Annotated in this window: 21 protein-coding genes; 7 read left to right on the top strand and 14 right to left on the bottom strand. The window is 50.8% G+C overall.

Annotated features, from left to right (window positions below; translation table 11 throughout):
* Positions 1–29: 29 nt before the first annotated feature.
* Positions 30–1,406: a lyase family protein gene (locus J4377_RS07940; protein ID WP_253487849.1), complete on the bottom strand. Its 1,377-nt coding sequence runs from the start codon at positions 1,404–1,406 to the stop codon at positions 30–32.
* Positions 1,407–1,755: 349 nt separating this feature from the next.
* On the opposite strand from J4377_RS07940, the gene J4377_RS07935 reads away from it, so the two are divergent.
* Complete coding sequence (locus tag J4377_RS07935) at positions 1,756–2,130, top strand: phasin family protein (protein ID WP_038483751.1); 375 nt, start codon at positions 1,756–1,758, stop codon at positions 2,128–2,130.
* Between the two features lie 76 nt (positions 2,131–2,206).
* On the opposite strand, the gene hda is transcribed toward J4377_RS07935, so the two are convergent.
* Both hda and J4377_RS07925 read right to left on the bottom strand, forming a co-directional pair.
* Positions 2,207–2,911, bottom strand: coding sequence for a DnaA regulatory inactivator Hda (gene hda / locus J4377_RS07930; protein WP_038483749.1), 705 nt, complete (start codon positions 2,909–2,911; stop codon positions 2,207–2,209).
* A complete protein-coding gene (locus tag J4377_RS07925) occupies positions 2,908–4,020 on the bottom strand; it encodes an AI-2E family transporter (protein ID WP_038483747.1) in 1,113 nt (370 codons plus the stop codon). Before J4377_RS07925 ends, hda begins: the two co-directional genes overlap by 4 nt.
* 200 nt (positions 4,021–4,220) lie before the next feature.
* Between J4377_RS07925 and purM the strand changes: the two genes are divergently transcribed.
* Together purM and purN are read left to right on the top strand one after the other, a co-directional pair.
* The gene (gene purM / locus J4377_RS07920; RefSeq protein ID WP_038483745.1) at positions 4,221–5,288 is read left to right on the top strand and encodes a phosphoribosylformylglycinamidine cyclo-ligase; all 1,068 of its coding nucleotides are present in this window, start codon (positions 4,221–4,223) and stop codon (positions 5,286–5,288) included.
* Positions 5,285–6,043: a phosphoribosylglycinamide formyltransferase gene (gene purN, locus J4377_RS07915; protein ID WP_038483743.1), complete on the top strand. Its 759-nt coding sequence runs from the start codon at positions 5,285–5,287 to the stop codon at positions 6,041–6,043. Before purM ends, purN begins: the two co-directional genes overlap by 4 nt.
* A 75-nt stretch (positions 6,044–6,118) precedes the next feature.
* Here purN and dcd read toward each other — a convergent pair whose 3' ends face one another.
* From dcd to cobA, 4 genes are all read right to left on the bottom strand, one after another.
* Positions 6,119–6,685 carry a dCTP deaminase gene (dcd, locus tag J4377_RS07910; protein ID WP_038483741.1) on the bottom strand — a complete coding sequence of 189 codons (567 nt, stop codon included), beginning with the start codon at positions 6,683–6,685 and terminating at the stop codon, positions 6,119–6,121.
* An 11-nt stretch (positions 6,686–6,696) separates the two neighbouring features.
* Positions 6,697–7,497 carry an iron-sulfur cluster carrier protein ApbC gene (apbC, locus tag J4377_RS07905; RefSeq protein WP_051626459.1) on the bottom strand — a complete coding sequence of 267 codons (801 nt, stop codon included), beginning with the start codon at positions 7,495–7,497 and terminating at the stop codon, positions 6,697–6,699.
* Positions 7,498–7,668: 171 nt separating this feature from the next.
* A complete protein-coding gene (locus J4377_RS07900; protein WP_253487847.1) occupies positions 7,669–8,793 on the bottom strand; it encodes a kinesin in 1,125 nt (374 codons plus the stop codon).
* Positions 8,794–8,952: 159 nt separating this feature from the next.
* Positions 8,953–9,723, bottom strand: a complete 771-nt coding sequence (gene cobA / locus J4377_RS07895) for a uroporphyrinogen-III C-methyltransferase (protein WP_038486736.1) — start codon at positions 9,721–9,723, stop codon at positions 8,953–8,955.
* A gap of 311 nt (positions 9,724–10,034) precedes the next feature.
* Here cobA and J4377_RS07890 point away from each other — a divergent pair, with 311 nt between their 5' ends.
* The 4 genes from J4377_RS07890 (at position 10,035) to J4377_RS07875 (ending at position 14,227) form a co-directional block, all read left to right on the top strand.
* The gene (locus J4377_RS07890) at positions 10,035–10,934 is read left to right on the top strand and encodes a GGDEF domain-containing protein (protein ID WP_038483735.1); all 900 of its coding nucleotides are present in this window, start codon (positions 10,035–10,037) and stop codon (positions 10,932–10,934) included.
* A gap of 28 nt (positions 10,935–10,962) precedes the next feature.
* Positions 10,963–11,301, top strand: coding sequence for a 4a-hydroxytetrahydrobiopterin dehydratase (locus J4377_RS07885; RefSeq protein ID WP_038483733.1), 339 nt, complete (start codon positions 10,963–10,965; stop codon positions 11,299–11,301).
* Entirely contained in the window at positions 11,302–12,492 is a 1,191-nt protein-coding gene (locus J4377_RS07880; protein ID WP_253487845.1) for an amino acid aminotransferase, read from the top strand.
* Positions 12,493–12,742: 250 nt separating this feature from the next.
* A complete protein-coding gene (locus tag J4377_RS07875; RefSeq protein WP_038483730.1) occupies positions 12,743–14,227 on the top strand; it encodes a uracil permease in 1,485 nt (494 codons plus the stop codon).
* Positions 14,228–14,233: 6 nt separating this feature from the next.
* On the opposite strand, the gene J4377_RS07870 is transcribed toward J4377_RS07875, so the two are convergent.
* The 7 genes from J4377_RS07870 to J4377_RS07840 form a co-directional block, all read right to left on the bottom strand.
* Positions 14,234–15,568, bottom strand: coding sequence for an MATE family efflux transporter (locus J4377_RS07870; RefSeq protein WP_253488125.1), 1,335 nt, complete (start codon positions 15,566–15,568; stop codon positions 14,234–14,236).
* Positions 15,569–15,733: 165 nt separating this feature from the next.
* Entirely contained in the window at positions 15,734–16,318 is a 585-nt protein-coding gene (locus tag J4377_RS07865; RefSeq protein WP_253487843.1) for a YceI family protein, read from the bottom strand.
* A 72-nt stretch (positions 16,319–16,390) separates the two neighbouring features.
* Positions 16,391–16,945: a cytochrome b gene (locus J4377_RS07860; protein ID WP_038483725.1), complete on the bottom strand. Its 555-nt coding sequence runs from the start codon at positions 16,943–16,945 to the stop codon at positions 16,391–16,393.
* 237 nt (positions 16,946–17,182) lie between these two features.
* Positions 17,183–18,382 (bottom strand): O-succinylhomoserine sulfhydrylase, encoded by a 1,200-nt coding sequence (locus J4377_RS07855; protein WP_120387042.1) that lies wholly within the window; start codon positions 18,380–18,382, stop codon positions 17,183–17,185.
* A gap of 56 nt (positions 18,383–18,438) precedes the next feature.
* A complete protein-coding gene (purF, locus tag J4377_RS07850; RefSeq protein WP_038483721.1) occupies positions 18,439–19,962 on the bottom strand; it encodes an amidophosphoribosyltransferase in 1,524 nt (507 codons plus the stop codon).
* A gap of 171 nt (positions 19,963–20,133) precedes the next feature.
* Positions 20,134–20,724: a CvpA family protein gene (locus J4377_RS07845; RefSeq protein WP_038483719.1), complete on the bottom strand. Its 591-nt coding sequence runs from the start codon at positions 20,722–20,724 to the stop codon at positions 20,134–20,136.
* A 3-nt stretch (positions 20,725–20,727) separates the two neighbouring features.
* The gene (locus J4377_RS07840) at positions 20,728–21,375 is read right to left on the bottom strand and encodes an SPOR domain-containing protein (protein ID WP_120387043.1); all 648 of its coding nucleotides are present in this window, start codon (positions 21,373–21,375) and stop codon (positions 20,728–20,730) included.
* Between the last annotated feature and the right edge of the window lie 36 nt (positions 21,376–21,411).

Raw genomic sequence — 21,411 nt, 5'->3', positions numbered from 1 at the left:
CGCCTACCCTCTTAATATCTCAATAGAGGCTACTCAGGTATGCCTCCTTGCGTTAGTACTGTAGGGTCTAGCAAACGTTCGAGCGTTGAGCGATCTAGGTCGGTCTCTTCCTCCGCAACGTCGATGATTGGGCGCCCAGCTTGATAGGCTTTTTTAGCCACCGCGGCGGCGGCGTTATAGCCAATCACGCTATTAAGAGCCGTGACTAAAATAGGATTCCGTGCGAGCGGCCCCTGTAAATTATCGTCACGCACTTTGAATGTGGCGATAGCACGCTCACCCAACAAGGTGGCTGTGTTACTCATCAATCTAATCGATGTGAGAAGATTCGAAGCCACTAGCGGCAACATCACGTTGAGCTGGAAGTTTCCACTCTGACCCGCCACTGTTACCGCGGCATCCAAACCGATGACTTGCGCTGCCGCTTGGGCGGCCGACTCAGGAATCACAGGATTTACCTTACCCGGCATAATGGAACTACCAGGCTGTAGTGCCTCAAGTTCAATCTCGCCCAGCCCCGCCAACGGCCCCGAATTCATCCAGCGTAAATCGTTAGCGATCTTCATAACCACACAGGCCAACCCTTTCAACTGCCCCGACAACTCTACGGCAGCATCCTGGGATGCCAAACTGGCAAAAAAGCTATCATTAGGCACAAAAGGTAGGCCCGTTTGCTGACTTAAATCGCTAGCCATTAGCTCGGCAAACCCCTCAGGCGCGTTAATACCGGTGCCCACCGCCGTGCCGCCTTGCGCTAATCGACACAGCCTTGTCATGGCGCTATCAAAACGCTCGATGGCCTGCCCCACTTGGCTCGACCACGCTCCTAGTTCTTGATCCATACGCAGCGGCATGGCATCCATCAGATGAGTACGACCTGTTTTAACAACATGGGCCAGCTCACTCGCCCTACGATCAATCGTGGCCTGCAGCGTCACCAATGCGGGACGAAGCGTTTCATTAACGGCTATCGCTGCCGATAGGTGAATGGCCGTTGGGATAACGTCGTTACTCGACTGCCCCATATTAACGTGATCATTTGGCGTTACTTCGACCCCTTTACGACTGGCAAGCGTCGCTAGCACTTCATTGACGTTCATATTGGTCGACGTACCAGAGCCTGTCTGGAAAACATCGATAGGAAAATGCCCATCATGCTGGCCACTAATCACCGCCCGAGCCGCATTCTCAATCGCCTCCGCGCGGGGTTTATCTAACAAACCCAACTGACAGTTACTCCGCGCAGCAGCGAGCTTTATCCGCGCGACAGCGTGAATAAATGCCGTGGGCATGGGGGTATGCGAGACAGGGAAGTTGTTGATAGCCCGTTGGGTTTGAGCGCCATAAAGCGCATTTGCAGGCACATCGAGCTCACCCATGCTATCCCGTTCAATACGTGTGTCCATCCTGGCACTCCTTTTTAAAAACGGCTTAGCTAACGCCACTCACATCACTAGCGTCACGTTTCCCAACGATTATTTTAGTGATAACGGTTATCTATACGCTTAGCCTAGCCCTACCGGCGCGTTAGGTAAATCCACGCGTATCATCGACTCACACAGCCACACTCACACGATCCTTAAATTCACTTCACCACAATGTTGCACTGCACAAAAACCCCTGTTATGCTGCAACGCAAGATAACTAGATATCAGCTGCGGTGGATGCTTAACAAAACCGTTGCTGATCAACCAACACTAACGGCACCGTCAATCAATGGGCCGATTAGTGGGCAATGGAACAGGAGTGTTTACCATGCAAACATTTAACACCAACGAAATGACTCAGCAGTTCGACAACATGTTCATGGCACCTGTGCGTGCATACATGACGCTAAGCATCGATTACTCTGAAAAAATGCTTAACGCACAGTTTGATGCCAACAAATCTTACGTAGATACCGGCATCGCCCAAATGCGTCAGCTGATGAGCGTGAAAGACGCCAACGGCCTGCGTAGCTACATGGAAGGCCAGCAAAAAGTGGCTAAAGAACTAGCTGAACGTGTAAAAGGCGATGCAGATAAAGTCGTTGCTCTTCAGCAAGACTTTTTGCAGAAAGGCCAAAAACTGACAGAAGATAATGTTAAGCAAGCGCAAGCTGCTGCTAGCAAAATGAGCAAAACTGCTTAATCCTGTTAGTTATTGACTTGCTGTCATTAAAACGCCCCTGCCAGATCACTGGCAGGGGCGTTTTATCAATTGCGCTTTACCAATTAAGGGCAGACTTAACGAAAGGAATAGTCAGCTTCCGTTTAGCGGATAACGATGCTTGATCAAGCGTTTCCAGCGCATGGCACAAATCCCCCAACTCCCTCGGCCCGCGATGCATAATGTAGCGCCCTACGTCATCAGGCAACTGCATTCCACGTACGTTGGCGCGAAGCTTTAACGCTGCTAGGCGTTCGTTATCATCCAACGGATGCAGATGAAACGTAACTCCCCAGGTTAGCCGTGACGCCAAGTCCGGCAATGCAACGTCTAATTGACGTGGGGACGTATTGGCGGCAATCACTAAGGCTTTTCCCGCATCACGCAGCCGATTAAAGGCATGAAACAGAGCCTCTTCCCAACGCTTACGCCCTATCACATATTCAAGATCATCAATGGCGACGAGATCCAAACGTTCGATATCCTCCAGCATCAGCGGTGGAAAATGACCAAGGTCTGCCAATGGAAGATAAAGTGCCCGCTTATCTGCATCCGAGGCGGCATGACACGCCGCCTGTAAAAGATGGCTACGGCCACTGCCCGGCGCGCCCCATAAATATAAGAACGGCTCAGCATCTGACTTAAGCTGCCGGCTCAGGTACTCCATTAATGAAGCGTTTGCTTGTGAGGCATAGTAATTATTAAATGTCGCGTCGTCTCGCAACCCTACCCCAAGCGGTAGCTGTGCCGGTAATCGGCTCATGGTGACTCCCTTTCGTCGTGACGACCCAGTCCATCATTGTAATGTTGCTGTTCTTGCGGACGTTGCTCGGCATCATAGAGAGCACTGCCTTTATAGCGGTCTTTAATTTCCCTTAAAAGCACCATAATGACCGCTGCGGCAGGCAATGCTAAGAGTACGCCCGTCAGACCGAAAAGATGACCGCCCGCCAGTACCGCAAAGATAACCGCAACAGGATGCAAACCTATCTTATCGCCTAACAGCTTAGGCTGAAGTATGACACTTTCTGCCGCCTGACCGATACCGAATACCGCGATCACGCCCAGCACAGCCCACCATGTATCAAATTGGAAAAGCGCCACGATAAGCGCCACCACTAACCCCACAATAAAACCAAGGAACGGCACAATACTGACAAGCCCAGACACAACACCAATCAGCAGGCCGAAGTTCAGCCCCATCAACGTTAGGCCCGCCGCATATATAATGCCTAAACACAGCATGACCAGTAACTGCCCACGTAGAAACGCTGATAGAACTTCATCACAGCGCTGAGCCAAACGGGAAACATCGCTTGTCCATTGACGAGGAACTAAATCAGCAAGACTAGAAATCAGCCTGCTCCAATCAAGTAGTAAATAGAACGTTACGACAGGAATCAGGGCGACGTAGGTAACCCAGGAAACGAAAGCCATCCCAGAACGGCCTATTTGACTTAACGCCTGAGCTGCATAGCTACCCGCATCACGCCAGTTTTCGATCAAAGTTTCTCTAACGTTCGTTAGCTCAGCGCCCAAATCGTAACCCGTCCACTCCTGAACTTGCGGCGCTAATATGTTCTCAATCCAGTTGAAGACACTCGGCAACGCCTCTCCCAGCTGTTTTGTCTGCTGAACAACTAGCGGGATCAAAATAAGCAGGCTTAAAATAAGGATCAGTAACAGGACAAAAAAGACGCTACTAACTGCCCAGGGCCGCTTCATGCCTAACCGCTGGAAATAATTAGCAAGCGGGTCAGCCAAATAGGCCAAAATTAAACCCGCAATAAATGGCATCAGTACCGCATCTAATAAGTAGAGGCAGCCCACCAATACCACCAAAAAAACAACGCCCCACCATGAATGTCGCATGCTCTTTATATCCCTCCTGGAAAGATGGTTAGCGCCCTTAGCGTACTGAATAGTAACAAAAGTAGCGTATTGAACATCGGTTAACGCCGCACATCGATGCGACTTACGTCTCTGGGTGTTACAATCCGTTCCGTTATCGCCCCAGCACTGGCCATTTCGCCAGCACTACCCGTATTGCTATAGGCTTCACAGGATCTGTCATGACCGATACCTCCACTTCTCAGGCCACTCCCTCACTCAGCTATAAAGACGCAGGTGTCGATATTGATGCCGGCAACGCGCTAGTTGATCGCATCAAACACGTTGCCAAACGCACGACACGCCCTGAAGTCCTGGGTGGCCTTGGCGGGTTTGGCGCACTGTGTGAGCTTCCCGCTGGTTATAAACAGCCAGTCCTGGTCTCCGGCACGGATGGTGTCGGCACTAAACTGCGTCTTGCCATGGACCTTGGTAAGCATGACACCATTGGCATTGACTTGGTCGCTATGTGTGTCAACGATTTGATCGTTGCCGGTGCTGAACCACTGCTATTCCTTGACTACTATGCCACGGGTAAGCTGGATGTGGATATCGCTGCAGATGTCGTGACCGGCATTGGCGCTGGTTGCGAACTGGCTGGTTGCGCACTAGTAGGCGGCGAAACTGCGGAAATGCCCGGTATGTACGAGGGCAATGACTACGATTTGGCAGGCTTCTGCGTTGGCGTTGTTGAGAAGGCCGATATTTTAGACGGCAGCAAGGTAGCCGAAGGCGATGTACTGCTGGGATTGGCCTCTTCTGGCCCGCACTCCAATGGCTATTCACTGATTCGCAAAATTCTGGAAGTTAGCAACGCTTCACTCAATGATACTGTGGATGGGCAGCCGCTTGGCGACGCGTTAATGGCGCCGACGCGTATTTATGTGAAGTCGTTACTGTCGATGATGCGCGACACAGATATTCCCGTTCACGCGCTCTCCCATATTACGGGTGGTGGTTTACTGGAAAACATTCCCCGTGTTCTACCCGATACCCTCGCAGCCCACGTTGATCTTTCTACCTGGCAACGCCCAGAAGTATTTAACTGGTTACAAGCCCAAGGCAATGTCAGTGAAACGGAAATGCACCGCGTACTGAACTGCGGCATCGGCATGGTGGTTGTAGTTCCCCAGGCCCAAGCTGAAGACGCTATGGCGCATCTGCAAGCTCAAGGCGAGACCGTATATCGAATTGGTCAGATTATTCAGCGCCAGGAGGAAGCCGTCGTTTTGGAGAACCTTCGCGCATGAGCAGTACCGACTTCAATAGTGGCACGTTCAACGACACCATAAACGACATGGCGCCAGAACCAGCAGCGGCGCGACGTATTGTGGTGCTAATTTCTGGCAGTGGCAGTAATTTACAGGCGCTGATTGATGCACAAAGCCATGATCGACTCGGCGGGGAAATCGTCGCTGTTATTTCCAATGAGCCGGATGCCTATGGCTTGAAGCGCGCCTTAGAAGCGGGTATTGAAGCCGTTGCGCTACCTCATCGCGAATATGACAGCCGCGATGCTTACGACGGAGCGCTAATCAAAGTCATCGAACGTCATGAGCCTGACTTGATTGTTTTAGCAGGCTTTATGCGCATTCTGACGCCCCGCTTTGTGCAGCGTTTTTTAGGCAAAATGCTCAATATCCACCCCTCACTGCTGCCCGCCTATCAAGGGTTAAATACCCATGCTCGAGCGCTGGCAGATGGTGTCAAACAGCATGGCTGCAGCGTGCACTTTGTCACTGAAGAGCTAGATGGTGGGCCTGTTGTGCTGCAAGCAGAACTGAACGTTACAAATGAAGATACCGTTGAGACGCTGAAGGAGAAGGTGCACGCTCGTGAACACCTAATTTTCCCAATTGCCGTGCAGTGGTTTCTGCAAGGCCGCCTGCAATATAGCGCTGAAAACGCCACCATGGATGGGCATCCCCTGCCCCCCCATGGTATGCGGCTCTCCCACACAGATGCTGCAGAAGAGCTAGACGAAGAGTTTGACGAAAACACCTAAACGTCACTGTTCTGACCATAAGAAACGCCTTACCGCTATTAGCGCGTAAGGCGTTTTTCGTTTAGCTTGCGGATATTAAGTGCGAGGCAGCGTAACGCCTCGTTGACCCATATATTTACCACCGCGATCTTTATAAGATGTTTCGCACATCTCATCAGACTCAAGGAATAGCATCTGAGCTACCCCTTCATGGGCATAAATCTTGGCAGGCAGGTTGGTAGTATTTGAAAACTCAAGCGTCACATGCCCTTCCCACTCTGGCTCAAGCGGCGTTACGTTGACAATAATGCCACAGCGCGCGTAAGTGGATTTTCCAAGGCAAATCGTCAGCACACTGCGCGGAATACGAAAATACTCAACCGTGCGTGCTAATGCGAAGGAATTCGGCGGGATAATACACACATCCCCCTTAACATCGACAAAGCTTTTGTCATCAAACGCTTTGGGATCGACAATAGCCGAATGTATGTTGGTAAACACTTTAAATTCATCGGCACAGCGAACATCGTAACCGTAGCTCGACGTGCCATAAGAAATAACGCGCTGATCATTCACATAGCGCACCTGCTCAGCTTCAAACGGTTCAATCATAGCATCGCTTTGTGCCATGCGACGAATCCACTTATCAGATTTAATACTCATTTGTTACGTCATCACTCGCTAAAAGAAATAGTGGGGCCGCCGCTATGGCTGGCATTTACCGATTGCGCCACTTGTTTGGCAATATCTGCAAACGTGCGACTCACTGAGCTATCGGGTTCGGAAATCACGCTGGGGCGACCAGAGTCAGCTAGCTCACGAATAGAAAGCGTTAACGGCAACCGCCCAAGAACTGTCGTATCATACTCTTCCGCGATGCGATCGCCGCCACCGGTACCAAAAATAGCCGCTTCGTGGCCGCAATTTTCACAATGATAAAGACTCATGTTCTCTACCACGCCAAGCACTGGCACATTGACCTTACGGAACATCTCAATGCCTTTGCGGGCATCAAGGAGCGCAATATCCTGAGGCGTGGTGACAATCACGGCGCCTGAAACAGGCACTTTTTGCGCCAGCGTCAGTTGGATATCGCCGGTACCTGGCGGCATATCAATCAGCAGGAAATCCAGATTATCCCATTGGGTTTGTGTCAGCATTTGCTGAAACGCACCCACGACCATCGGGCCACGCCAGACCATCGCCTCACGGGTATTAACCATAAAGGCCATCGACATCGCTTGAAGGCCGTGCGCTTCTAGCGGCAGAAACTTATTGTCCTCCGTCGCCTGAGGCCGTACGCCTTCTTTAACACCCAGCATTTGCGCTTGGCTAGGGCCGTAAATATCAGCATCCAGTACGCCAACACGATACCCCTGGGCAGAAAGCGCTAGTGCCAAGTTCACAGTAACGGTCGATTTGCCGACCCCACCTTTCCCCGATGCCACTGCTACTATATGTTTTACACCGTCCATCAATGGCACTCCTGTCTATTGCGACTAATCTATCCGTGGTTTGAATGATACTCCTAGGCGGCCTATTTCTAAACCAACATACAATCTAAACCAACATACAAAAAGCGGATGCAGGGGGTACCTACATCCGCTTTATTACGCTAGCAATCAGCGCACGATCAAGTGTATAGATCAGTTACTGTTTTGTTGATCCTGCTCTTCAGAACTTGCTTCTTCAGCTTGCTCAGAACCATTTGAATCAGCGTTGTCACTCTGCTCATCAGTAAGAGAAGGCACTTCGTCATTCGCCGCATCGCTTACATGCAAACGACTCTCCAAAGATGAAAGCTCGTCACGCCAATCACTAAGCTGGGTTTCCAAGCGTGCAAGCTGCTCTTCACGGGCTTCAATATCACTTTCAACATTGGCTACTTCTTCACGACCAATATCCAGCGCGACCATAAGATCATCCATCTCGCTGCGCACTTGGTCGAGGCTCTGTTGCTCTTCTTCACGCAGTTGAGTTAACGAATCAACCTCGCTTTGCAACTCATCCCGCTCACTGGTGAGCGAGTCACGCTCGCTTTGCAAATTATCTAATTCACTTTGAACGGCTGCCACCTCTTCCTCAGTACCGGACAGTTGTTCGCTAGCTTCACTAATCTGGGTTTCTAAACCCGACAGTTCCTCTTGAGCGGCACTAAGCGCGTCAACGGCCTCCTGACGCTCTTGTTCAGCTTGCTGACGTGCCGACTCCGCTTCTTGGCGGGACTCTTCGGCACTTTGACGAGCTTCTTCAGCTTCCTGGCGAGCAGACTCAGCTTCGTCACGCGCGCTTACCACTTGATCACGTTCTTCTTTGAGTGCTTGCAAGTCGGCTTCAGCGCTTTCTACTTGCTCACTTAACGTATCGACTTCTTGCTGAAGTGCATCACGCTCAGCTTCTAGCTCTTCAAGACGCGATTGCACCGCACTTGTATCACGCTGAGCGGACTCTAGATCGCTTTGTGCCTGAGCCTGCTGCTCTTCCAGCGCTGCCATTTCCTCACGCATTGCACTTAAATCGGTCTCAGCTTGCTCAACTTCTGCAATCCGCTGGCTAAGCTGGTTATTATCTTGCTCAATGCTGGCTAACTGGCCTTCTAACGTTTCGACACGCTCTTGCCGTGTGCCCGAGTTCGATTGCGCCATAATTGCCCAAATAACAGCAATGGCGGCAATACCAGCAATGCCTTTGACACGGTTGTCTTTAAAAAGCGTTTTCATGCCTGGCTTACTCGCTGGCGCTTGATTATCCGAGTGGTTTGCTTCTGGCATACTGCGTCCCTCTCTTCTTTTTTAGGCTACCGATATCAGCAGCGTTGATAGACATTTAGCACCTGACATTCTTTTACTAGCATACACATCTAGCAACATCTAGCCAGCGATCAACGTATATGACTAACGGCCCATACGGTTACCCGTTTGTTGGTTAGCCTAGTGTTTACTTTCCTTAAAGCCTATCGCATCGGCAGCGGCAACCTCAAACCAAGAAAGCGTGGCATGTAATGACACAACACTGCCAATAATCAATAATGTAGGCGGTGTAATCTCACCTTGGTGAAATGCCTCAGGCAGCTGTTGCAAAGAACCAATATGCGTACATTGGTGCTGTGTTGTGCCCTGTTCAATCAGCGCCAAAGGGGTACTGGGTGCGAGACCATGGTCCATCAAAGCCTGGCAAATGGCCTCTAAGTTACTCAGCCCCATATAAAATACCAAGGTTTGTCCAGGGCTAGCTAACGCTTGCCAATCAAGCGTGCTCTCTCCATGTTGCAAGTGGCCCGTGACTAAGCGAACCGACTGCGCATGATCTCGGTGTGTCAGAGGAATGCCCGCATAAGCTGCACAACCGGATGCCGCGGTAATACCCGGGATGACTTCTACCGCCACATTTTCAGCCATGAGCGTTTCTAATTCTTCTCCACCTCGGCCAAAAATGAAGGGATCTCCCCCCTTGAGACGCACAACTTGCTTACCTTGCCTGGCCCAAGCCACCAATGTTTGGTTAATTTCATTTTGAGGGACGCTGTGCAACGCCTTCGCCTTGCCAACGTAAAATCGCTCAGCCTTAGGCCCTATCAGGGCTAGCACTTCATCGCTAACGAGGCGGTCGTAGAGCACCACTTCTGCTACCTGAAGCCGCTTATACGCTTTCAACGTCAATAGCTCTGGATCCCCTGGGCCAGCACCTACCAAACTTACCAAACCACCGCCAACTTTTTGAGCGCTAGCCGAATGGCCTGTCTTTATAGTGGCTGCCTTTACTTCGCTCAAAGAAACACCCCGACAATAAAAAATGATCCAATCTATTAAAATGCAATAGGCCTTCCCGTGTCGCGCCAAAGTTTCTATGGAAGACACTTAACGTCACACTAAAATTCTTTTATAGAATATATATAGATCAATTGATTTTAAAAAAAGCAAGCATTGTCAGTAATGGCTTACATATTAGTTACGTTTTTAGGGCTAACCTTTACGATTAACTTTTATTTGGCATATGCTTTGGAGCTTCACGCATGCTCGTGAATGATACAGCCCCAGTACCGCACAGTACTGATAGTCTGATATCCCAGATACCAGGGGTTATTTTTCAATTCTATCGATCACATTGCGGCCGTATGCACTTTCCCTATCTGGAAGGCGGGGGCGAGGCGCTGGCACACATCGACCGACAACAATTAGCGCATGACGCTGGCCAACTTATTGAACACCTAACCGGTCACGATCACCCCAAAATCATGTCGTCTATTGAGCGATCTGCACGCTGGATGCTACCGCTCACAACTCGCTTCCGCCTCCCCTTCCCTAAAGGAAAACCGCACTGGATTGCGGTAAGTGCTAACCCTTCCCCGGCATCCAATGGTGTTCGCTGGAGCGGCATCATGATGGATATTACTGATCAAGTCGCTGAAGAGCAGCGACTAAGAAAACTCTGCGACACCGACCCTTTAACGGGATTGCCTAACCGTCGCAAACTCATGGTGCACTTAACGCACCTAGCCTCATTAAGCACGCGGCATGGGACGCCTTTATCTATCATGATGGTAGATATAGATTATTTTAAACAGCTCAATGATCGTTGGGGACACTTGCAGGGCGATAGCGTACTTGAACAACTTGCCGTGCAAACTCAGCAACTCCTGCGCTGCGAAGATATGGTGGCAAGACTTGGAGGTGAAGAGTTTATGGTCGTGTTGCCGCTTACACCGCTGCAACAATGCCATAAACTCGCTGACCGTCTCCGACATGCCATCGCAAGCTACGATTTTGGAATCGGTGCCGGCCAAGTAACCGTGAGCATTGGTGTAGCGGAGTATCGGTGCGGTGAGCCTTTAGCCAACTTAATAGAGCGCGCTGATCAAGCTCTATACAGCGCGAAAGAGGTTGGTCGCGACTGTGTATGCCTTCTACCCTAATAAGAGCAATTTTAAAAGGAGGCAACACATGACAACGCTTGCTCAGAAAACCTGTGAACCTTGCAGTAGCAACGCCATACCGCTCACTTATAGCGCATGCCAACCCCATCTAGAAGCACTTTCAGAGTGGCAGATTGTTGACCACGATGGCATCATGAAGCTGACGAGACAGTTTACGTTTCGCAACTTTGCCGATGCCCTGGCATTCACCCAGCGCGTTGGCGATATAGCAGAGCAGGCTGGGCACCATCCTGTCATTGTTACTGAGTGGGGTAAAACCACCGTGACATGGTGGTCTCATGCAATAAAGGGCCTGCATCTTAATGATTTCATTCTTGCCGCCAGAACCGACGAGGTAGCCGAATAAATGTTTGAGCAAATTGAGCGAGTCCCAGGAGATGCCATTCTCGGGCTGATCGAAGCTTTCAAAAAAGACACCAATCCCCAGAAAGTCGATTTAGGGGTTGGCGTATATCGCGATGCACAAGGCAATACGCCGGTCATGCGCGCTGTCAAGGAAGCAGAAGCTCGCCTGCTCAAGAATGAAACCACCAAGACCTATATTGGCTCTCACGGTGCCCCTGCTTACGGTGATGCTGTGCTGCCTATGGTATTAGGTACAGATTCTTCCGTATTGAAAGCCAACCGCGCGAGCGCTACCCAGTCTCCTGGTGGAACAGGTGCACTACGCTTAGCCGCTGACTTTATTGCTCACCAGCTTCCTGGAAAAGGAATCTGGGTCAGCGATCCTACTTGGCCAAACCATCACGGCATTTTCACCGCTGCAGGTATCGAACTTCACAAGTACCCCTACGTTGATGCTGACAACCGCCTTGATTTCGATGGTATGTTAGCAGCACTGAAAAAGATTCCTGAAGGCGACGTTGTGGTACTTCACGCTTGCTGCCACAACCCGACCGGCTTTGACCTGTCCAAAGATCAGTGGCAAGAAGTAATGGCGGTACTGAGAGAGCGCAAACTACTGCCATTGGTTGACTTTGCTTACCAAGGTTTCGGGGAAGGCCTGGACGAAGATGCCTATGGTGTTCGTCTGCTGGCTGAAAACCTTGATGAAGTTATCATCACCAGTTCCTGCTCAAAGAACTTTGGCATTTACTGCGAACGCACTGGCTGCTTGATCCTGATTGCAAAAGACGCCGAGCAGATGGAGAACGTTCGCTCTCAGGCTGCCATTGTGGCCCGTGAGAACTACTCTAACCCTCCAGCCCACGGCGGCGCGATTGTTAGCGAAATTCTCCACGACGCTGAGCTGTCTGCAATGTGGCGTGAAGAGCTGACCGAAATGCGTGATCGCATCAATACGCTGCGTCGCGACTTCGTTGAAGCCCTTAAGCCTTACGGCCTTGATGAAAAGTATGCATGCGTTGCAGAACAGCGTGGCATGTTCTCTTACACCGGTTTAACCCCCGAGCAAGTAGACCGCCTGCGTGACGAATTCGGTATTTACATGGTGCGCTCTGGCCGTGCCAACGTTGCAGGATTCTCACACGAGAATTTACCTTACCTCGCTAAAGCCATCGCTGCCGTTAACGAATAACGCCAGTGAGTTGTTAACCTTAGTGTTAACAGCTAAAACGCCCAGGCAAATTGCCTGGGCGTTTTTGTAGATGAATTGAAGATAAGCCACTGAACAGGCAAGCGATTGTTATGTACAATTGCCCGCTTGCCGCCAGAGCCTGGGGCGCCCGTGCGGCGTCCGCTACAACGCAATGCTTGACCGATCAGTCAAATCTTCGGCACACTCAGCATAGCCTTGTATACAACACACCATAACTAAGAGGCCTATCATGGCGGCTGTCGGCACTCACTATCCGTGGTACAAAAAAGAAGATACCGACGCGTTCTTCGCGCTGTTTCAAAACAATATTGCCAACTTTGTCATTATCGCAATTACCATGCTGGGCATGGGGTTCCCCACATCCATTGTGTATGGTCAGGTGTTACCTGGTGCCGCAGTGGCAGTCATGGCAGGCAATTTTTATTACGCATGGAGTGCCGCTAGGCTCGCACGCAAAGAAAACCGCAGCGATGTCACCGCGCTCTCCTACGGCATCTCCACACCGGTCATGTTTGTGTTTCTATTCGGCGTATTGCTCCCCGCCAAGCAGTTAACCGGTGACGCGGAATTAGCCTGGAAAGTTGCCGTGGCCGCCTGCTTTATTAGCGGCGCAATAGAAGCCTTGATTAGCATTATTGGCCGCTGGGTGCAGTATCACCTCCCACGGGCGGCCATGTTGGGCGCTGTTGCTGGCGTCGCACTCACCTTTATTGCCGGTGAGATGCTATTTAAAACCCTGGAAATGCCTATCATTGGACTTCTGGTGCTCGGCATTATCATTGTTGGTCTTGTGGCCCGCGTCAGCATGCCATTTAAGCTACCGACATCGCTGTTTGCCATTGTGGTCGGTACTGCGATGGCATATTTGATTGGCGATGCGGGCAGTGAACGCTTTAGCGATGCTTTTACACATTTAGGGTTCTACCCCCTACTGCCTAATTTGGCATGGTATGAAGGGCTAGGCTTGCTGTTTACCGGCATGCTAGCCGTACTTACCGTCGTGCTCCCCATCACCCTCTATAACGCTATTGAAACCATGAATAACGTTGAAGCGATGGAAGCGGCTGGCGATAAATACGATGTGCGCGAGTGCCAGGCAGTGGATGGAGCAGGCACGATGATCGGCGCTCTATTTGGCGGCGTATTCCCGACAACTGTTTATATCGCAACGGTGGGCGCGAAGTGGATGGGGGCAGGACGAGGCTACAGCATTTTAAACGGTGCCGTTTATGCCCTCGCCACCATGTTTGGTCTGATCGCTGCCTTAGCGGCCATTATTCCGGTCTCAGTAGTGGCCCCTATCTTGGTATTTGTCGGCATGTCGATGATAGCCACTGCATTTCAAGCGAACGATACCCGCTATTATCCGGCCATTGCGCTGGCGATGCTGCCCTACTTTGCCAACTACGTAATGACACGCTTCAACCGGGGTGCTGGTGACGTCGTCAGCGATATTTCCAGTGCCATTGTTGTCATGGGACAAGGTGCGATGTTTATGGCCATCTTCCTAGGGGCCATGACAGTATCGGTGATCGATCATCAGTTCCGGCGTGCAGCCGCATTCGCCGCCATTGCGGCAGGCTTCTCATTTGTAGGACTGATGCACGCCCCAAAACTGGCCTTCAACGCGGCGCCTGAATTTGTCATGGGTTACTTGGGCATGGCATTACTGTTTATGTACTTCTCGTTCCAGGAAGCCCCCAAGAAGCACTAAACTGCATTACTTGCTGAATCCCGCCTGCCGATGCGGGCGGGATAAAATGCGCTTGAGCACTATCCAAGCAACCATACCTGCCAACACGTTACCCAATGCCGCACCAGCGGCTAAGCCTGTCCAGCCAAACAACTGCGCACCCAACCATAAACAAGGTAGATAGCAAATAAACAAGCGTGCGCTTGAAAGCAGCATTGCTCTAAGTGGCCAGCCAAGAGCGTTACCTGCAGACACCACCAGCATACACACGCCCAGCGCAGCATAACTTGGCAACAAAAAGCGAATTAGCAGCGCGAGCTCACTTTGCACCTCCTGGTTCCCGGCTAACACCATAGCCACCCAGGGTGAAGCCAGCGCCAGCAACAGCCCCAGGCTAAGCTGCCATATCAACGCGACATTCACTGCCAAGCGCATCAGTTGCTGAATCTGTCCCCAGTCGCCCGCGCCATAGCAACGCCCAAGCCATGGTGGTAGCGACATCGTCATCGCCAATATCACCATCAGCGAAACCGTTTCTAGGCGGCTGGCAAGTCCCCAAGCCGCCACTTGGGTATCTCCTAGGCTAGCAACAGCCGCAATCGCCAACATCGCCGCCAGTGGCGGCATCAACTGGCTAACCATAGCAGGAGCAGCAATACCGGTAAAAAGCCGCCACGAGCGCCTAGCTTCTTGCCATAGTGCGGTATTCGTCGTCCACTTTCGATGCTTTAGTTTAATACTGCTGAATAACAGCCCCACAAAAAATGCAATGGCGGTCGCCCAAGCCGCGCCCGCTAGCCCCCACCCCTGCCAAGAACCAATACCAAAAATAAATAGCGGATCCAATCCCAGATTAACAAGGCTACTAAGCACCATCATCTTACCTGGCAGCCGTGTATCGCCGTGAGCACGAAACACGCTATAGATAAAATAGAGCAGCGCGCCTAGCCAAGCCGAAAATAGCTGTGGCCCCCAGTAAGCGCGAATATAGACCAGCGCGCTATCATCGGCACCTAGCAACCTGAATATGGGTACTTGAAGAAACCAGAGCACTACAGTTAATAGACCGATGACAAGCCCACCGGCAATTAGCACCAGACTACCTAACTGCTTCGCTCTACTCTCTTCTCCAGCCCCTAGAGCTCGGGAAATCAGCGCCGCAATCGCGATCCCCATTCCCACTTGAATACCAATAATCAGAAATGACAAAGGAAAGGTAAACGACTGAGCGGCCAAGGGCGCTGTTCCCAAACGGGCAATAAAAGCACTATCTACAAGCTGGAAACCCAATAGCGCCAACACGCCAATGGCCATCGGCCACGTTTGACGCCATAAGGTTATCGCCAGCTCGCGTTGCTGCATAATGACCGCTGCCAAAGAGAAATCCTCAAAACAGAGTAGATAACGGTGAACGCCACCTAGTTAACAATACTTACAACCTACGAGATGTAAGTTGTTTCTAGTAACTCCCAACGCAAAAGCGCCATCACCCAGGCAAGGGTGATGGCGCTTTTTGCTTACACTCGCTTACTGACGAATGCCTTCAAACGTCACGTAAAGCTCCAGCTCGTGCATTGATTCTGGGAAGTCGTTCATATCAATGCCGAAATCATCCAGTGTTAACATGGTGCTGCCTTCAAAACCTGCACGGTAATTGCCCCAGGGGTCATCACCTTCACCCATTAAGGTAACAGGCATTTCAATTTCTTGTGTCTCACCATGAAGCGTTAGCTCACCGGTTACGACGCCTTCATTTTCACCCGTTGATTCAAAACCTGTTGAAGTGAAAGTTGCCGTAGGATATTCGCTGGCATCAAGAAAATCGCTGCTCAAGAAGTGACGATCACGCTCTGCATGATTAGTGTTCAGGCTGCTCACCTGCACTTCCATTTCTACAGAAGAGGCCTCTAAATCTTCTGGGTCATAAGAGAATTGACCGTCAAACTCTTCGAAAGTACCCAGAATATAGGAAAAGCCGAGGTGGCTAATTTTGAATTGAACAAAGGCGTGCTGGCCTTCAGTGTCAATTTGATATTCTGCTGCTTGCGCTTGGCTGAACGTCGCTAGCGAAGCGGCGGCAATTGCAGTAGCAAAAGCGGTTTTCTTTAACATCGTGGAAATCTCCTTTATTTTCCTAATAAACACTACGAGCAAACTATCAGCGCAGTGGACAAAAAAATTCCATTACCGCTTGCGGCCATGAGCAGGGTTAACCATCCGCACGAGTGTCGAATGGCGATCCCACCAATGATGCTTCATAGCGGCTAGCGCGTGCCCTGCGGCCAATACCATAAGTGCCAGGGCGCTGTACCAGTGAACATCGCCTGCCAGACTAGCTTGATCAGGAAGCCCGTGGAGCAGCGCTGGCACTTCAAACCAATCAAACACACTAATTCCGCGCCCGTTGGCAGTAGAAATCAAATAGCCACTAACAAGCACTAACAATAACAAGACATATAACATTATATGCCCAGCATGGGCAGCTAGACGTTCAAAGCGACTACCCTCTGCATGAGGCGTTGGTTGAATCAAGCGCCATACCAAGCGAGCAAAGGTAGCTATTAATAACAAGATACCAATCGAGCGATGCACCCACGGCGCTTGGTTATACCATGTATCGTAGTAGCCAAGATCTGTCATCCACCAACCTAAAGCAAACAACCCTACAATGGTTAATGCACTTAGCCAGTGAAGAGTAATACTAATGACTCCCCAACCACTCTGCGTGTTCCGCCACATCCTTGATTTCCTCATTTACAACAGCGATAGCTCATGCCCGCTGTAAGTACATACTTATATAAAGCATACCGTCTTGCTAATCAAAACACTGCTGAAAAAAGCAGAACACACCATTCGTAAAAAACGTTTGTTAAAAACCATTCGTAAAAAGCCGTATTAAAAACAATATCGTTAGCCAAACAAGCAATAAAAAACCGGCCACGAATGGCCGGATTATCAAAACGCTATTTGAATCGCTCAGCTAGCCGCCAAAGCATCCAGGCCAGCGGCAAGATCATGCTGAATATCAGCTTGGCTTTCCAACCCTACCGCTACGCGAATCAGCCCTGGCGTGATGCCCGCAGCATCTTTCTGCGCATCAGAAAGACGCCCATGGGTGGTGGTAGCCGGATGGGTAATCGTCGTTTTAACATCCCCTAGATTGCCAGTGATGGACAGCATGCGCGTTGCATCAATCACTTGCCAAGCCCCTTTTTGGCCACCTATCACTTCAAAGCCTAATACGGCCCCAAACCCTTGCTGCTGTTTTTTGGCAAGCGCATGCTGAGGGTGGGCTTCTAAACCACTGTAATACACTTTATTAACGGCCGGGTGTTGATCTAACCAGAGCGCCAAAGTCAGCGCATTTTCGCAATGCGCTTTCATGCGCAACGATAAGGTTTCAAGACCTTTGGTGAAAATCCACGCATTAAAGGGGCTCAGGCAAGGCCCGCAAGTACGTACCACACCAAACACTTCTTCCAATACGTCGTGTTTACCAACCACTGCGCCACCCACAGCACGTCCCTGGCCATCCAGATACTTCGTTGCTGAATGGATAACTAAGTCAGCGCCAAGTGCAATTGGCTGCTGAAGTGCCGGTGTTAAGAAGCAGTTATCAATCGCCAAAAGTGCACCACTACGCTTAGCAAGTTCAGCTAATGCTGGAATATCTGCGACTTCAGACAGTGGATTGGAAGGTGTTTCCGCAAACAACAGTTTAGTATTTGGGCCGATGGCCTCTTCCCAGGCAGAAACGTTAGATAGCTCTACATAACGAGTCGTGATGCCAAATTTTCCCAGGTATTTGTCAAACAAACTCACGGTAGAACCAAACAGCGACCGAGATGCAACAATTTCATCGCCGGCACTTAGCAGTGCCAACGCCGTCGATAAAATGGCCGACATACCCGAACTTGTTGCCACGCACCGCTCACCACCTTCAAGCGCCGCCAAACGGCGCTCGAACGTATGCACAGTAGGATTAGTAAAGCGCGAATAGACGTTGCCCGGCTCCTGCCCCCCAAACTTGCGCGCGGCTTCAGCCGCGCTTTCGTAAACAAAGCTTGAAGTGGGAAAAATGGGCTCGGCATGCTCTTGCTCAAACGTACGGTGATGGCCCGCGCGAATGGCAAGGGTCTCTAGCGACCAATCATCCTGGTGACTATCATCATGCATGGCTGAGCACCTTTTAAAACGTCAATAAAAGTTGTAATACGAGCTATTAAGCGGCATTAGTCGTCAAGATCATCATCATCTTGGTTATGCATATCCACTAGCGCATGGTCGCCCGCACTTTGATCTTTAGCCGCGTCATTACGACTCGCTTCAAGCACCGCCAAGTAGGCATCATCAATATCGCCAGTGACGTAGTTACCGTCGAAGACTGAGCAATCAAACTCATCCATCTCAGGATTAACCTCACGGCAAGCTGCTTTCAAATCTTCCAGGTCTTGATAGAAAATTCGATCTGCACCAATCAGTTGGCCAACCTCTTCTTCTGTGCGGCCATGCGCAATCAGTTCTTTTGCTGCTGGCATATCAATGCCATAGACATTGGGGTAGCGAACGGGCGGAGCAGCAGAAGCGAAATACACTTTACGAGCCCCTGCATCGCGAGCCATCTGAATAATCTGCTTACAGGTGGTTCCTCGCACAATAGAGTCATCCACCAGCAGCACATTTTTGCCTTTGAATTCGACATCAATGGCGTTCAATTTTTGACGCACCGATTTTCTACGCTGCGTTTGGCCCGGCATAATAAACGTACGGCCAATATAGCGGTTCTTCATAAACCCTTCGCGGTAGGTCACACCCAAGTGCTGAGCCATCTCAAGGGCAGAGGTGCGCGACGTATCGGGAATTGGAATGACAACGTCAATATCGTGATCAGGCCATTCGTTAAGAATGCGGTCGCCAAGTTTGCGTCCCATTTGCATACGCGTGCCATACACGTAGGCACCATCAAGAATAGAGTCGGGGCGCGCCAGGTAAACATGCTCAAAAATACAGGAAGTCAACACAGGTCGATCAGCACACACCTGGGTGTGAATCTGTCCCTGCATGTCGACGAAAATCGCTTCACCTGGTGAAAGGTCACGCTCCAGCTCAAAGCCACCTACATCTAGGGCGACGGATTCCGAAGCAATCATGACCTCCTGGCCCTCGTCACTTTGGCGAGTACCAAATACCACGGGACGAATACCATGAGGATCCCGAAATGCCACCATGCCAAAACCGTTAATGATCGCGACCGCCGCGTAGCCGCCTTTGCAGCGCCGGTGCACTCTACGAACGGCATCAAAAATATCCTCGGCTTCCAGGTGCAGACCCTGCTTACCCAGCTCATGGGCAAATACGTTTAGCAAAACTTCAGAATCAGAGCTGGTATTGATGTGACGAAGGTCAGTCGAGAAAAGTTCTTGCTTTAACTGCTCAGAGTTAGTCAGGTTACCGTTGTGAGCCAGCGCAATACCGTAGGGGGAATTGACATAAAACGGCTGAGACTCAGCTTCACTAGAGGAACCAGCGGTTGGATAACGTACGTGACCAATGCCAAGGTTACCTTTTAGGCGAGCCATGTGGCGGGTATGGAACACATCTCGCACCAGCCCGTTACTCTTGCGCAGTAGGAAGCGTCCCTCGCTCCAAGTCATCATGCCGGCAGCGTCCTGGCCCCGATGCTGAAGTACGGTCAGAGCATCGTAGATTCCCTGATTTACCGCCTGCTTGGCCAGAAGGCCCACTATACCGCACATTCAAGTTACCTCGCTTTAGTGCCATGGTTCACCGTAGCAAACCCGTACGTTCATCAAACGAATGTGAGCCACTGCCTATTTTTCGATCGCAAAAGCGGGCATTGGTAGACAGCAGCTAACTGTATTACTAACTAAACATCACGTCGCGTTGAGCCAACATTAAGCAGTGACTCACTGGCCACCATTCTCAGATGTTGGCGTAAAAGGCTGTGGAACTAGCTCTTCCTGAGCGCGGAAATCTGGCAACGAAATATCGCGAAGCGAGTCAGGTGCTTGTGGCAGCTCCCGCTCCCATTGATCTAACTGGCTTACCGCCCAATCGCGCAGCTCAATAAACGTCGGCCGTAGCTCAGCTTCTTGCCAAGCCTGTAGCTCAGCTAAGGGCGTTAGTGTAATAAGGACGGTTGCCACCAATAAAATGACAGCGCCACGAGCAAGCCCAAAGGCAGCTCCCGCAAAGCGGTTAAGCAACCCCATACCGACCCACTCTACCGCCGCATGAACGAGGCGGATCACAATCCCACAAAGTAAAATGACTGCAAAAATCACTAAAATAAATGCCAACACTAAGCGCGCATCGAAACTGTCGATGAACCCGCTCATTAGATCCGCCACCGGCTCTGCCAAGACCCGCGCTACCAACAAGGCGACTACCCATGCGGCCAGCCCAAGAGCTTCCCTGACAAATCCGCGCGTAAAGCCGGCCAGCATGGAAAGTGCTAGCACCGCCAGGAAAAGCGCGTCTATCCAAGTAAGTGCCATAAGTTAATTTCTCACTCGCACTAACAAGCCCTGTACATTGGCACGCTGCTTAATAATCGCCATCGCAGACTCACCATCTTCAGACGTCGCATATGGCCCAACATAAACAGAGGTGAGGTTATTATCACGCTCGCGTAGATAAGCGCTAAACCCCGCCTGAGTAAGCTGATCACTTAGCCGCTGCGCGTTATCCGCATTACCAAAGCTTCCCACTTGAACGGCCCACTCGCCTTGGGAAGAAGATGCTGGACCAGCAGCAGTGCTAGAAGAGCTGGCAGAAGAACTTGTAGACGCGTTATTACGGTTATTTGCAGCCATTAACTCAGCAATTGGATCATTTGCTCCAGCACTCTGCGCGTTAGAGCTACTGGCTTGACCGGTTTGAGGCTGCCTTGGATTGGCATCAATTGGCACACTATTGACCGCGCTATCTACAGAACGACCTTCACTTGAGGACGTGTTGATGGATGACGGCATTTGCGGAGCCGGAACATCTTGCTGTGTTGCCTCTACAGGCCGTTCAATAACAAACGTAGGCTGAGGGCGCTCTTCTCGGGGAGCAGGATCACTCATCAACCACGGCACGAAAATCGCCAGCAACGCGAGTAAAATGACAATACCACTGATGCGTTCCGTTTTACCGTATTTCATATCCCTCTCCATCAAGCTTAGCGAGCACAACGGTTA

The organism is Halomonas sp. XH26 (genome assembly GCF_024138895.1).
In the GTDB taxonomy this organism is placed as follows: Bacteria; Pseudomonadota; Gammaproteobacteria; order Pseudomonadales; family Halomonadaceae; genus Vreelandella; species Vreelandella alkaliphila.
Note: the sequence above shows the minus strand (reverse complement) of the source record. Positions and strands in the feature narration are given on the sequence as shown.

Bases quoted from the DNA above. Each gene is read 5' to 3' on its own strand.
- J4377_RS07860 (WP_038483725.1), bottom strand. From the start codon at position 16,945: ATGTGGCGGAACACGCAGAGTGGTTGGGGAGTCATTAGTATTACTCTT.
- J4377_RS07925 (WP_038483747.1), bottom strand. From the start codon at position 4,020: ATGCGACATTCATGGTGGGGCGTTGTTTTTTTGGTGGTATTGGTGGGC.
- J4377_RS07845 (WP_038483719.1), bottom strand. From the start codon at position 20,724: ATGGCACTTACTTGGATAGACGCGCTTTTCCTGGCGGTGCTAGCACTT.
- J4377_RS07880 (WP_253487845.1), top strand. From the start codon at position 11,302: ATGTTTGAGCAAATTGAGCGAGTCCCAGGAGATGCCATTCTCGGGCTG.
- J4377_RS07870 (WP_253488125.1), bottom strand. From the start codon at position 15,568: ATGCAGCAACGCGAGCTGGCGATAACCTTATGGCGTCAAACGTGGCCG.
- J4377_RS07875 (WP_038483730.1), top strand. From the start codon at position 12,743: ATGGCGGCTGTCGGCACTCACTATCCGTGGTACAAAAAAGAAGATACC.
- purN (WP_038483743.1), top strand. From the start codon at position 5,285: ATGAGCAGTACCGACTTCAATAGTGGCACGTTCAACGACACCATAAAC.
- J4377_RS07890 (WP_038483735.1), top strand. From the start codon at position 10,035: ATGCTCGTGAATGATACAGCCCCAGTACCGCACAGTACTGATAGTCTG.
- purF (WP_038483721.1), bottom strand. From the start codon at position 19,962: ATGTGCGGTATAGTGGGCCTTCTGGCCAAGCAGGCGGTAAATCAGGGA.
- J4377_RS07900 (WP_253487847.1), bottom strand. From the start codon at position 8,793: ATGCCAGAAGCAAACCACTCGGATAATCAAGCGCCAGCGAGTAAGCCA.
- J4377_RS07855 (WP_120387042.1), bottom strand. From the start codon at position 18,382: ATGCATGATGATAGTCACCAGGATGATTGGTCGCTAGAGACCCTTGCC.
- J4377_RS07935 (WP_038483751.1), top strand. From the start codon at position 1,756: ATGCAAACATTTAACACCAACGAAATGACTCAGCAGTTCGACAACATG.
- apbC (WP_051626459.1), bottom strand. From the start codon at position 7,497: ATGGACGGTGTAAAACATATAGTAGCAGTGGCATCGGGGAAAGGTGGG.
- J4377_RS07940 (WP_253487849.1), bottom strand. From the start codon at position 1,406: ATGGACACACGTATTGAACGGGATAGCATGGGTGAGCTCGATGTGCCT.
- J4377_RS07840 (WP_120387043.1), bottom strand. From the start codon at position 21,375: ATGAAATACGGTAAAACGGAACGCATCAGTGGTATTGTCATTTTACTC.
- J4377_RS07885 (WP_038483733.1), top strand. From the start codon at position 10,963: ATGACAACGCTTGCTCAGAAAACCTGTGAACCTTGCAGTAGCAACGCC.
- J4377_RS07865 (WP_253487843.1), bottom strand. From the start codon at position 16,318: ATGTTAAAGAAAACCGCTTTTGCTACTGCAATTGCCGCCGCTTCGCTA.
- hda (WP_038483749.1), bottom strand. From the start codon at position 2,911: ATGAGCCGATTACCGGCACAGCTACCGCTTGGGGTAGGGTTGCGAGAC.
- dcd (WP_038483741.1), bottom strand. From the start codon at position 6,685: ATGAGTATTAAATCTGATAAGTGGATTCGTCGCATGGCACAAAGCGAT.
- purM (WP_038483745.1), top strand. From the start codon at position 4,221: ATGACCGATACCTCCACTTCTCAGGCCACTCCCTCACTCAGCTATAAA.